The sequence below is a fragment of the Candidatus Thiodictyon syntrophicum genome (assembly GCF_002813775.1).
Taxonomy (GTDB): Bacteria; Pseudomonadota; Gammaproteobacteria; order Chromatiales; family Chromatiaceae; genus Thiodictyon; species Thiodictyon syntrophicum.
Map to the genome: position 1 here is coordinate 3455505 of NZ_CP020370.1, position 13218 is coordinate 3468722.

Consider the following 13218-nt stretch of genomic DNA (forward strand, 5'->3'; position numbering starts at 1 on the left):
AGTCCTGGCAGCCGGGCTCGGCTTGCTTTATCGTATGCGGTTGGACGAGGTGGCTCGAGGCGCCTCGCCGGTCAGTGTCCATGCGTTCTCGAAAAATCTATTTCAAGTTCTTAATTAAGGTTTTAAGTGAATGCCTTCGTTTGACATCGTATCCGAGATCGACCTTCAGGAGGTCCGTAACGCGGTCGATCAAGCCAACCGGGAGATTGCGACCCGGTTCGACTTCAAGGGCGTCAAGGCGCATTTCGAGCTATCCGACGAACAGATCATGATGACTGCCGAGCAGGAGTTCCAACTCCAGCAGATGATGGATATTCTGCGTCAGAAGCTGGTCAAGCGCGCGGTCGACCTCAAGGCCCTGGACCCCCAGGACCCTGCGGTGACACTCAGTACCGCGCGCCAGGAGGTCCGCCTCAAACAGGGCGTGGACACTGAAACCGCCAAGTCGATGGTCAAGCGTGTCAAGGGCAGCAAACTCAAGGTCCAGGCGCAGATCCAAGGGGACCAGGTGCGGATCACCGGAAAAAACCGCGATGACCTCCAGGAGGCTATCGCCCTGTTGCGTGCAGAGGACTGGGGGTTGCCGATAAAAGTCAGCAATTTTAGAGACTGAAAGCGCGTCCCCCACGGCGACCGGCGCGACGCGGCAGCGTCCCCGGCGTCCACCGATTCCGCAGACCCGAGGAACCACCATGCACAGCCCCCGCTTGATCGTCGCCGCCGTCCTGTGGCTTGCCGCCGGCAGCCTGCTCGCCGCGCCTGAAGACAATATTCGCGCCGCCCTGACCAAGGTCATCCCCGGTATCAAGATCACGAGTATCGCGCCGTCGCCGGTGAAGGGTCTCTTCGAGGTCCTGGTCGGAACCCAGATGATGTATGTCACGGCAGACGGCCGCTATTTCGTGGACGGGCGCATCGTCGACCTCACCAGCCGGGAGGACCTAACCGAGCCCCGCCTGTCCGGCGCGCGCAAGCAACTGGTGGACGGCCTGGGCGAGTCCCAGATGGTGATCTTCGAGCCCGCGGGCGAGGCCAAGCACACGGTCACGGTCTTCACGGACATCGAGTGCGGCTACTGCCGCAAACTCCACGGTCAGATCGCGGAGTACGGCAAGGAGGGCATCCGCGTGCGCTATCTCTTCTTCCCGCGCGCCGGTAAGGGCAGCCCGGCCTACCAGGAGGCCGTCTCGGTGTGGTGTGCGGGCGATGCGGCGGCGCGCCGCGCCGCCCTGACGGACGCCAAGGCCGGCAAGAGCGTCGAAGAAAAGACCTGTGACAACCCGGTGGATGCCCACATGGCGGCGGGCGAGGAACTCGGCCTGCGCGGTACCCCGGCCATCCTCACCGACACCGGCGAATTGATTCCGGGCTATGTGGAGCCCAAGCGGCTGGCCGCGCAGTTGGCTGCCGGGCCCGCGAGCGGCGCCGGCACGGCAAGCGGCAACGTCCGCTGAGCGGGAACGGGGGCCTGGCCCACCGCACCCTGGTCTGAGGTCGACACGGAGGCGGTCGCGATGTGGGCCTATAAGCTGGAATATGCCTGGCGAACTGATCGCGGGCGCGTGCGCACGCGCAATGAAGACGCGGTCACCGTCCACGCCGACATGGGTCTGGTGGTGGTGGCCGACGGGGTCGGCGGGGCCAGCGCCGGGGAGGTCGCGAGCCGGCTCGCCGCCGACACGATTCGCGAGCGTTTCAAACGCCAGGCCCTGCCGCGGACCGATGCCGACAAGGCGCGGTTGCTGACCGAGGCGGCGGTGGAGGAGGCCAATCGGGCCGTCTGGCAATTGTCCCAGACCAAGACCGATTGTGTCGGCATGGGGACCACCGTGGTCTTGGGCTTTGCCGGTGCGGACTGGCTGGCCTATGCCAACGTGGGCGATTCGCGCCTGTACCGCCTGCGCGGTGAACGCCTGGAGCAACTCTCCCATGACCACTCGTTCATTCAGGAGGTGGTCGACCAAGGTTTCTTCCGCACCCTGGAGGACGCCCGGCACTACGGCATCGGGGACAACATCCTGACCCGCGCCCTGGGTTCGTCCGCCGAGGTCCGTGTGTACTCGGGCGTCTCGGATCTGCAGACCGGCGACATCTACCTCTTCTGCACCGACGGACTCACCGGCATGGTGCCGGTGGATTGGCTTCGGCAGATCCTGGTCGCCGCCGGCAAGAGCGAACTGGGTCCCGCCGCCGAGGCCTTGGTCCGACTCGCCAACGAGCGTGGCGGGACCGACAACATCACGCTGGCCCTGTTGCGGGTCGGCGAGCGGCCTGCTGAAGATGCGCCGGATGGCCCGGTACCGGTGGGGGCGCCTTAGAGCGAACCATTGCGCGCGGATGAGGCTTTTCCTCGATCAACATTGGTACCAAGCCGACCGTCTTGTTTGATCCCCCCAGTTAAGATTTCAGGTGCCAGATAATACGGCAATCGGGGGCTGACGAAAGGAAGGCCAAAGCGTTACCCTGGTTTCACGGCGCTGCCGCGTCCACTGACGCACCATTGCTCAACCGGTCGAAATAGTCGATACACAAATCAACTGACCGCTCCGCATCGGCCGCCGCCAACAAGGCCTGTAGCGCGGCCTCCCGCTCGTGCGTTTCCGCAAGCGCTTTGCGCTCCCAGATATTCACTTCGATATCGTGAATCAAGCGCCCGACGTACCTGAGCTTCGGGTCAGTAAGCCGGTGATGTTCAAGCAGCGTCTCGAATGTCGATTTGTTATGGTAACGCCGAAATTTCGCGTCGGGCGTGTCGAACGCAATGCCTTCGTCGATCGTCACACCGTGCGGATAAAAGCGAAAGATGGCACGCGCATCGATATGCCGCTTGATGAGCCAGATGGATGCGCACTTGTCAGGCTCCAAGGTATCCCAGGTGCTATAGACCTGGCCCGCGGCGCGCAGCGGCGCCGCAGCGGTGCACCAGACCACCAGAGCGCAGGTCAAGAATACACTTCGGCTGCAACGCACGCTTCGTACCATTTGAGCAAGTCCGGCTGAGTGAGAGAGGCAACCTGTTCCTGATTCAATGCACCCACCGCGCGACCCCGACTCATGAGCAGGATCCGATCCCCCAGTGCAAGCGCCTCGTCCAGGTTGTGTGTCACGTAGAGCACACCCAGCCCAAGGCTCGCCCGCAGGTCCTTCAATAAGCTGATCATCTGCCGCTTCAGCAAGGGATCAAGGCTGCTGAACGGCTCGTCCATCAACAGGTAAGGCGGACTCCCCGCCAGTGCCCGCGCAATGGCAAGGCGCTGGCGCTCGCCCCCCGACAGTTGGTGGGGATAACGCTTCCGGTGCCCGGACAGAGCCACCCGGTCCAGCGCCTCTGACACCGTTGCGCAGACCGCCGCACGCGACTGCCCGTGACCCTGCAGACCAAAGGCGACGTTGCCGAAGGCACTCAGGTGAGGCCATAGCGCCAGGTCCTGAAAAATCATGCTTAGGCCCCTGCGGTGGGGCTCCACCAGATGGCAGGAGGAACTCACACGGGCCCCGTTGATCGCAATCTCCCCCTCATCCGGCGCCTCCAGCCCCGCGATGAGCCGCAGCAGCGTCGACTTACCGCCGCCGGAAGGCCCCAACACAACGAGCGTCTCGGACCGGTCGAGCACGAGCGATATGCCGTCGGCCGCCGGCACTTGCCCGAACCGCTTCGTAACCGCCGCAACCCGGATCATCGGCTAGCCCCGCGCTTCCAGCCCACGACGGCAAGTGCGAGCAGACACAGGACCAGTTGCGTCGCCAGCAGGATGAGGCTCAGCGCGGCTACCGCATCTTCCGCCCCATAGTGCATCAGGTTGTAGATACGCACGGGCAAGGTCTCGACACCCGGGGGAACGACCAGCAAGGTCACGCCCAACTCCCCCATCGCCAGCACGAACACAATGAGAAAGCCCGCCGCCAGACCGCCACGGACCAAAGGCAGTATGATAAGCCGCGTAATCCGCATCCGACCGGGGATCGCCAGCCAGGCAGCCTCCTCCAGGCGCTGGTCAAACTGTTGCAGACCGGCATGGACCACGCAGATCGCAAAAGGGAGGAAGTGGGCCACATAACCCAGGACAACCATCGCGACGCTGTCATACAGCCACCCGGTTGCCGGACGATTCCACAACCCGATGAGTGCAATACCGAGCAGGATTGGCGGCACCGCAAAGGGCACCTGCGTCAGGTAGTGTAACCCTGCGCGCGGTCCCTGCCGCGCCCGCAGCAGCGAGTGGGCGATGACGAAAGCGAGCAAGGCCGTGAGACCCGCCGCCGTCAAGGCGAGGAGCAGGCTCATCCCCAGCGAACCCAGCGCCGGTTCCAGGACGCGCGCATACGTTCCCGGCGCCCCCGCGGCAATGGCCAGGGTCACAACCGGCACCAACACCGACAGGGCCAGGATCAGCCAGCAGCACAGCAGCGCCGGAAATCGGGCCTGGCCGAGTGCATAGCGCCGCACCCCGGCAACACCATGGGAAAGGCTCACGTAGGCGCGTCCCCGCATGAGCCGTGCCTGCACGCCGACGAGCACCAGGGTCGCAACCAGAAGGGGCAGCGCCAACACCACAGCGCCCCGCTGGTCGTAAAGGGCACTGAACTGGATGAAGATTTCCACCGCATAGACCCTGACACGGAGGATGTCCGGTACGCCGAAGTCGATGATCGCAAAGACGAAGACCAGGATCGCACCGGCCAAGACATGCGGTGCCACCAAGGGCAGAGTGACCCCGGCGATAGCCCGTCGCGGACCCTGACGTAGCAGAGCGGCTTCCTCCAGAGACGGGTCGACCGCCCTCAGTCCGGCCTTGGTCAGCAGGGCAACCAACGGAAACCAGGCAAGCCCGAGCACGCAGACCACGCCGGTGATGTTGAACATGCTCAAAGGCGCCGATCCCAGCCCGAGCGTCGCCTGCACCAACCGATTGACCGACCCGTTCTGCGCGAGCAGCCGCGACCACACGATAGCGTGCAGGTACGGCGGGATCAGGAGCGGGACCAGGTAGGCAAGGCCGAGGAGTCGGCGTCCCGGCAAATCCGTGCGTTCGCTGACGAACGCGAAGGGTACGCCGATGGCCACCGCCAAGCCGCTGGCACCGCCCGCGACCAGCAGGCTGTTAGCGAACAACCGTTGCTGGCTCTCGGTGAGCAACAGAGCCTGAACCGGCGCCAAGTCCCAGCTACCATCCCCACGCAGGCCGTCCCACGCGAGTTGCCCCAGCGGCAGCAGCGCCGTGAGGGCGAACGTCATCCAGGCCGCCGCAACGACCCACCGTGGCAGACGCATTCCTACCGGGCGAACAGCGCACGGCTGAAGCGAGTGGCTCGCTCCAGATTATCGGCGATCGCCCGGTAGTCCACCTCCATCGCTCGAATGGAATCGAAACCCGGCACCTGCGCAGGCTTATCAACCCCGTTGCGCACCGGAATCTGCATCGAATCCGAGAAGGCGAGCTTACTCTCGACCTCGCGCGAGAGCAGGAAGTCGATCAGGCGCCTGGCCTCCTGTGGGTGCGGCGCCCCCGCTACCAAAGCGACGGTGTTAGGGATCATCAAGGTCCCCAGTCCTTCGCGGTCCGGGAAGATCATGCCCACGGGCTTGCCTGCCTGGATGGCGACATATACGTCATCGGTGTCCGTGAACCCCAGCGGGACCTCGCCCTGTACGACGACATCCCGCGTCATCGCGTTGCCATCGACAAGGCGCACATCATTGTCCTTGAGTGCCCGCAGATAAGCCTCGGCCTGCTCCGCCCCCATGACCGCATACCAGGCTGCGACCTGCGTCGCAGTGGTCCCGAAGAGCGGATAGCCCATCGTGACCCGGCCGCGCCACGCCGGTGCCGTCAGCTCGAAGACGGACTGCGGAAGCTCGGCGGACGCCAGCAGGTCCTTGTTGTAGATAAGCACCCGCGCGCGAGCCGCAAAACCTGTCCAGTAGCCTTCCGCATCCTTGAAGCGGACCGGAATGTCCTCGGCCGACGGGGACCGGTAGGGCGCGAGTACCCCCTTATCCTTTAGTACCAGGGTCCGGCCAACCTCTGAATTCCAGAAAACATCGGCCCGCGGCCGGTCCCGCTCCGCAATGAGCCGGTTTACAAGCCCCGTCGTCTTGGATACTTCCACGTCGAAAACAGCCTTGACCTCGATGCCGGTGCGGGCCTGGAAATCCCGCAGGATCGGCTCCGAAAAGACCTGATCAAGAGACGTATAGATCACGACGTCCGCAGCCCCAGCCGCAACGCACAGCGAGAGTAGGGCGCCGAGAGCGAACAATAACTGTTGTTTCATAGATTTACCTGTCAGCCTCGCGTTATCGGTCTTGCGAAACGGTCTTGTGGCGGGGACCGATGTCCACTCGCTGTCGATCGTCATCCAACCCACCGACCGCAGGTCCACCCCACCCAGTCGTCACCTTGCGGCCCGGTTGGACTGCCCCCGACGAGCCGCCACCCGGAACCCGGGCCCCCTACGGCTGCGGCAGCATGGACTCCAGTGCTCCTCGGGCACCGCCGCGCGACTGGTGGGAAAGGTTAGCAAACTTTCTACGGCCTGCGAACCCCATCGCAACGCATCACACGCCGGATTGATCTGGATCAATATTTCGATCGAAATTTTCGGACAACGTCGATCCGGTCTGCTAGCCTAACTAAAACTGAAATTTTCCCGATTCTCCGAACGCGCCAGCGGCACCGGCGGTACGCCGCGCGTTTGCACAACATCGAGAAACCTGACTTGATCGAGCAACCGAGCTTCGGCATAACGCGCGGAAAATCGCGTCGACAGTCACTGAACGGCAGGCGCAGCCGGAGTTTGCTTTGCGTCCAGGTTATTGCATTCATGTTATCGGCTTCTGCAAGGCGGGGGAGTGATCATGAGAGCGCCGAAGGTCCGGCCGAACGTCCGATGGTTGACGATTCTATCTTTTTTATGGCTGTTCGCCGATGCTCGCCTATCGCTTGCGCAGATCGATTTCTCCAGCCTGACATCGCTCAGCGAACAACAGGTAAGCGCTGAATTTTCTAGGGCTTTTTTTGATCGTCGAACTGGGGAGCAAAGCTACACCGTAACACTGCGGAACAGGTCGGGCGCCCCGATTGGGAGCAGGGATGGCCTCATCTACCTTGCCGTTGAAGGTATCAACCCCGCGTCGATCCCCTTGGTCAACGCGCTCGATCTGAGCGTCCAGGGCATACCCTATCTCACGGCGAACGCAAACGCGCTGTCCCCCGGGACCGCGGTCGACCTGACACTGCGCTTCAGCAATCCGACCCGTGGCCGCTTCACGTTCACGGCCCGCACATACATCGCAGCGGCGCCCGCGAACAACCCACCGATCGCGAACGCGGGCCCGGATGTCAACGCCGTTTCTGCTACCCTCTTCAGGCTCAACGGCAGCGCCAGTTACGACCCTGATGCCGATCTCATTACCTACGCCTGGTCCACGCAGTCGATCCCCTCCGGCAGTGTTGCGGCACTGGCTCAAACAGACCAGTACAACCCGAGCTTTACACCAGACCAGCCCGGCAACTACATCTTTCAACTGATCACCAACGATGGCTTGCAGAATAGCTCGCCAGATTACGTCACCGTCCTGGTAACCACACCCACTGCACCTCCGAGTGCCAATGCCGGTCCGGATCGGGAAGCTCGGGTGAGCGTCCCGATCTCCTTGGACGGCAAAGCAAGCTCAGACCCCCAGGGCTCCACTCTCGCCTATCATTGGACCTTCGCGCAAAAGCCGCCCGGCAGTGTTCTCGGCGATGGAGCCATTTCCAACAGTGCGGGCGCTGTCGCCACCTTCACGCCCGACGTCGCCGGTACCTTCCTGCTGCTTCTTACGGTGAACAACGGAGTGTCCAACGGAACCGACACGACTCAGGTCGTTGTCGTCCCAAGCAATGCGAAACCGATCGCGGACGCCGGCGCCGACCAAGCCACGAGGGTGAATGTCGCCATCACTCTCGACGGAAGCCGAAGCAGCGACCCGGACACCCCAACAGGCGCACTCGTCTATCAGTGGGCATTGGTGAGCAGGCCGACCGCGAGCAACCTGACCACGGCGAATATCACCAGTGCATCAGCCGCGGTTGCCGGGCTTGCCCCGGATGCGCTCGGTCGCTACGTTTTACGGCTGACCGTGGGCGACGGCAGCCACACCGACAGCGATAACACCGTTATCCATGTGGAGAACACCCCGCCACAAGTCACCATCACCAAGCCAATCAACGGCGGCTCCGTCAATACCGCCAGGCCGGAGATAGGCGTCGTCTTCAGCGATAACGAATCGGGCATCGACACATCATCCTTCCGCGCCACCATCAATGGCGTCGATCGGACCACGGCCTTTGCCATAGACGATACCGGTGCGCTATCACAACCGACCTTCGATCTGCCCGCTGGAAATAACCGCGTCTTCGCATCCGTGAAAGACCGTGCCGGCAACCAGGGCGAACACCAGTCGAGTTTTACTGTCGGGTTTCTGAGAGCCATTGCCAGTGCCACGCCTGCCGTCGGCACCGCACCCCTGACCGTGAGGTTCACCACCGCAGGTGATGACCCCGTGGGGACCATCCAATGGTACCGTTGGGACTTCGACGGCAACGGCACCTATGACAGCAACGACACTGTTGCCAATGATTACTCGCGCACCTACACAGCCCCTGGGGTCTATAATGCGAAGCTGCATGTCGACAGCAGCACCGGAAATTCCGCGGAGACCATAGTCCCAATCACCGTCCGCAACAACCCGCCTACCGCTTCCGCCGACGTGACGCCGTCGAACGGGCCGGTCCCCCTCATCGTCACACTGAGAGGTTCGGGGTCCGACACCGATGGCAGTATTGTAAAGTACGAATGGGATTTCGAGGGCGACGGAACCTATGATTACGCGAGCACGACCACCGGCAACACCAACCACGAATACGCGTCAGTCGCGACCTACACCGCGGTCTTTCGCGTAACGGACAACTCCGGAAACACCGCAACCGCCGTCGCGACCACGACCACAGTGCGCACCGGGCCCCCAGGGTCACCGACCGCTGTCGCGACGGTCTCACCCGCCAGCGGCAACTCGCCGCTCACCGTCACACTCACCGGAGCCGCGACCGATCCGAACAACGATATCGCCCTATATGAGTGGGACTTTGAGAACGACGGGGTCTTTGATTTCTCGTCCTCAAACGGCGGCAACACCAGCCATGTGTACAGTCAAGGCGGAACCCATATCGCCACCCTGCGGGTCACCGACGCCACCGGGCTGACGGGAATCGACCAGGTATTGGTGAGGGTGAACCTGACCGCGGGCCTTGCAGTCTCACCGAATACGATCGGATTCTTTGGCGGCGTCACGGCTGCGGCGAACGCGAGCAGCGTTTACAGTGCCGGTTATCCGGCAACGCTTCTGTTTGACGGCAACACCGGCGGAACGCCCTGGTACACCGCAGCCAACCAGACCGCCGCGTCCTGGTTTGAGGTTATCTATTCCGGCCCGCGAATAGTCACAGCTGTAACAGTCTTTTGGAACAGCTATTATTATATGCAAAGCGCCACCATCGAGTTATTCGATCAAGATGGCTTACGCCTGTATCAGCAGAATGCAACCTTTACCGGGGGAGCCAGCAGGGTCCCATTGCCCAATGTCGAGAATGTCTATCGCTTGCGGGTGACGAGCATCACGGCGAATTCCGCCAGCTATGTGTCAGCTTTCGAGGTCGTCACCGAGAGCATTCCCTTCGGACCGCCAGTGCCCAGGGGTGCTAACATTCTGACCACCCTTTCTGCCGGCGCGGCAGTGACCTTGACGATCAAGGACGCTGCTGATCAGGTCGTTCGCACCCTCGTGGCGAACCAATACCGCGCGGGCGGCAGTTATGCGGACTACTGGAATGCCGCCGACGACCGTGGCGTTCCGGTCCCCGACGGCTCATATTTCGCTATCCTCGAGTACCTTGAGGACGGACAGCGAAAAGTGATCGATTACACCGATTCAACCGGCGGTACCCGCTATAGCGTGCCGACCGGGACTGCCTGCGATCAGCGCGAGACCGTACGCAGCAGCTTCAGCCCATACGCCGATGATTTACTGCCGATGGTATTCCGAAGCTGCAAGGCCTCTGAGTGGACCGTCTTTATCGGCCCTCTGAACGCAGGCGGTAGTGAGGGGCGCACACGCACCATCGTGAACCGAAAGGTTTTTCCCGCCGGGACGAACACTGTTTACTGGGATGGACTGGACGACCAAGGCAACCTAGCCCATCCGCCCGCTGGAGATGCGCTGATCACAGGCTTCTGGCGTTATGACCTTCCGACCAACGCCATGGTCATGACCGGGAGTGCCCCGACGCTCACCGGCGTCACTGCGACCCCGAACTATTTCAATCCCTTATCCAAGGTCTGCCGACCAAGCGAGTTGTCCGTCGATGTCACTTACACCGTAAATGAAGACGTCGCCGCGGTTGAACTCCGGGTGATCGACTTGAAGACCAAAGAGACTATTCACATCGTGCGGACGACCAATGTCGTGGCAGGCGCGAATGTTATCCGCTGGCGCGGCACCAATTCGGTCGGCGACTACGTGGACGCGGGTGACTATCAGTTGCAACTGTCGGCCGCCGACTCCGCGGGCAACGCGACTCCGTTAGTCTCTGCAACCCTCGTGCGAGTCTACCAGTGATCCGCACGACGCTGCAGCGGTCCTTCGGGGGCTCCGGGTACCGGCGCGGCAGGCCGTGCCTTGCCTTGCCTGATCTGATGACCTGGAGCGCACTGGGTGATCATTCGCTATTTTGTCACCACGCCGCCATATCAATCGGTCATTACCATCATCTCTGAAACGGCTGAAGGAAGAGCGAAGATGCGCAACGCTGAAACTGCAAGATACCCATTAAGTGCATTGGCCGACCTGTTAGTGGTGGGTGCATTATTGGTGTCGGCCTCCTTGTATGCCTACAACAAACCCTGGGATCAGGGACACGACGGCACCAACCCGAGCAACCCCAACAATCCCAACAATCCCCCGAATCCGCCGAACAATCCACATGGCGGCTCCGGATCCCCGGTCTATATCAAGTCCGGCAGTTTCATGCAGGTTCACATTGATCTGACTGTTCAGGCGTGCGGCAAGCCGATGAAGATCACCCGTTTCTACAACAGTGCTGACGAAAGCAGCGGCATCTTCGGTAATGGTTGGACCCTGGGCTACGGCATGCGACTCCTGCCGACTCAGGAATCAGATGGCACCGAGTATGTGCTGGCACTCATGTCCAATGGACAACGCTACCGCTTTACGCGGAACTCCGACGGCACCTTCACCCCCCCCCCGGGCACGATCTTCACCCTGACAATGGACCGTGGGGACTATGTTCTTAAAGATAACCTTGAATTGAGCTATCGCTTCGGCAGCGATGGCTTTCTAACCCACATGAGCGATCGGGGCGGCAGCACTTTGTCGTTCTCTTATCAGCTCTTTGGCGGCTGTTTCGACAAGATCAGTGACGAATCCAATCGTGTATTCCAGTTCACGTTCGGAGCGAACGGTAAGGTGGCGAGTATCTCCGATCCCGTCGGCAACAGTGTCATCTACGAATATGACCAAAGCGGAAATCTGATTGTATTCACCGACTCCGAAGGTGGACGCTGGCAATATGGATACGACGCGACGAATAAGTTGACGTCGGTCAAGAATCCCAACAATGAGACCGTTACTACGGTTACCTACGAGGCCGGGGAATTGCATCGCGTGCTGACCTACTCAGATCGCGGCGAGACCTTCAGGCTGACCTATCAGTCGGCCAACCAGACTAACAAGCAAAACAGTCTGAATCGCACCGTTCAGTACCAATTTCTTGACAACGGCCTGATCACTAAGAAGACTTCCCCATTGGGGTTCGCCATTCAGCACGGCTATGACGCGAGTTACAACTACACATCCTTTACCGATCAGAACAATCACGTCACTGCGTTCTCGTATGACGCTGCCAAGAATCTGACGGGCGTGCGGGACGCCTCTTCGGCTGCGACGACGCTGATATATGACAGCGACGGCAACGTCCTCAGCATCTCTGATCCACTAGGCCGAACAGCACAGTTTGTCTACTCTTCAACTTCCTCCGATCTGACCCAGATCGCGCGGGCCGGATCAGGCGATATCGCTATTACCTATGATGGCAAGGGGTACCTGCAGTCCATCAATTATCCGGGGGGGGAGAGCCTGGCGTTTGAGCGCGATATGATATGCAATCTCAAGCGTATCCTGTCATCCTCGGGTAAGGAGATAGCAATCGCCTATGATGGTCTCGGCAATCCGACCTCGATTACATCGCCATCCGGGACTCAGTTGATCGGATACAATAAGACCAGTCATATCACATCGGTCACAGATGGGACCGGTACGACCCACATCGGCTACGATGCGACCGGGCGTATTACCCAGGTGGTCGAACCTGATGGCACCACGTTCCAGATGAGTCACAACGGTACACTGCAAAAGATTACCCAGACCAAGTATCCCGATAACAGCACATTTTCGTATGACTATTATTCGTTTGATCGGCTCAAGACGCTTACATTCGCACCCGGTAGCGGTCCCGGCACGAGTTGGGCGAAGCAGTTTGGGTATGATGCCGATGAGCGGTTGACCACCGTTACCCTACCCTCGGCGGCAACCATTACCTATTCCTACGATCCAGCCGGCAATGTCACGGGCATCCAGGATTCCAGTCTGGGCGTCGCTATTACTCTCGGGTATAACGCGGCAAATCGGGTTTCAAGCATCGACAGCGCCAACTACACGGACTCGTTTTTTTATAACGAGATCGGTAACCGGATTAAGAAGCGCGATAACGCGGGAGTCGAGACAGTATATAACTATGACGCTCGGGATGGTTTGACCGGCGTGAGCACGCTGGGAGTCACCACAACCTTCCCGGCACCCGTGCGGAAACTGCCATCGACGATCATGCTCAGTGACGTCATCGGCTTGTACAACTCGCGTCAGAACCTGCGCCTCCTGTCTTATCTGGTTGCCTTTACGCCGGACGAATTGATCGCGATGTTGCGCTACGATCTTCAGTACCATCGTCTGGCGCTTAACGGCATTGAAGAGCGGCAGTTGACGGGCTTCCGCCACGCGGTGCTGCCCCAGGCTGACACCTTCGCAGTTCCACAGATTCTGACGATCTTCAATTTCGTCGATCAGTATCGACGCCTGGGTGCGGTTTGGCAACCATAGCG

At 60.9% G+C, this 13218-nt stretch carries 9 protein-coding genes; 5 read left to right on the forward strand and 4 right to left on the reverse strand.

The features are described from left to right. Nucleotides 1–130: 130 nt before the first annotated feature. From THSYN_RS14560 to THSYN_RS14570, 3 genes are all read left to right on the forward strand, one after another. Nucleotides 131–613 carry a YajQ family cyclic di-GMP-binding protein gene (locus THSYN_RS14560; protein ID WP_100919775.1) on the forward strand — a complete coding sequence of 161 codons (483 nt, stop codon included), beginning with the start codon at nucleotides 131–133 and terminating at the stop codon, nucleotides 611–613. Between the two features lie 79 nt (nucleotides 614–692). Beyond that, nucleotides 693–1454: a DsbC family protein gene (locus tag THSYN_RS14565; protein WP_100919776.1), complete on the forward strand. Its 762-nt coding sequence runs from the start codon at nucleotides 693–695 to the stop codon at nucleotides 1452–1454. Nucleotides 1455–1514: 60 nt separating this feature from the next. After that, nucleotides 1515–2318 carry a PP2C family protein-serine/threonine phosphatase gene (locus tag THSYN_RS14570; protein ID WP_100919777.1) on the forward strand — a complete coding sequence of 268 codons (804 nt, stop codon included), beginning with the start codon at nucleotides 1515–1517 and terminating at the stop codon, nucleotides 2316–2318. A gap of 151 nt (nucleotides 2319–2469) precedes the next feature. Here the strand turns inward: THSYN_RS14570 and THSYN_RS14575 are convergent, their stop codons facing one another. The 4 genes from THSYN_RS14575 to THSYN_RS14590 are packed head-to-tail and all read right to left on the reverse strand — an operon-like array spanning nucleotide 2470 to nucleotide 6360. Then, on the reverse strand, nucleotides 2470–2946 hold the full coding sequence (locus THSYN_RS14575) for a chromate resistance protein ChrB domain-containing protein (protein ID WP_157817673.1): 477 nt from the start codon (nucleotides 2944–2946) through the stop codon (nucleotides 2470–2472). After that, on the reverse strand, nucleotides 2943–3680 hold the full coding sequence (locus tag THSYN_RS14580; RefSeq protein ID WP_100919779.1) for an ABC transporter ATP-binding protein: 738 nt from the start codon (nucleotides 3678–3680) through the stop codon (nucleotides 2943–2945). The genes THSYN_RS14575 and THSYN_RS14580 overlap by 4 nt, the downstream gene beginning before the upstream one ends. Beyond that, entirely contained in the window at nucleotides 3677–5236 is a 1560-nt protein-coding gene (locus THSYN_RS14585) for an ABC transporter permease (RefSeq protein ID WP_172965284.1), read from the reverse strand. Before THSYN_RS14585 ends, THSYN_RS14580 begins: the two co-directional genes overlap by 4 nt. Before the next feature lie 38 nt (nucleotides 5237–5274). Further along, entirely contained in the window at nucleotides 5275–6360 is a 1086-nt protein-coding gene (locus THSYN_RS14590) for an extracellular solute-binding protein (RefSeq protein ID WP_236848566.1), read from the reverse strand. Between the two features lie 499 nt (nucleotides 6361–6859). Here THSYN_RS14590 and THSYN_RS14595 point away from each other — a divergent pair, with 499 nt between their 5' ends. Then, entirely contained in the window at nucleotides 6860–10660 is a 3801-nt protein-coding gene (locus THSYN_RS14595; RefSeq protein WP_100919782.1) for a PKD domain-containing protein, read from the forward strand. A 96-nt stretch (nucleotides 10661–10756) separates the two neighbouring features. Continuing rightward, complete coding sequence (locus tag THSYN_RS14600) at nucleotides 10757–13216, forward strand: DUF6531 domain-containing protein (protein WP_157817674.1); 2460 nt, start codon at nucleotides 10757–10759, stop codon at nucleotides 13214–13216. Nucleotides 13217–13218: the final 2 nt, after the last annotated feature.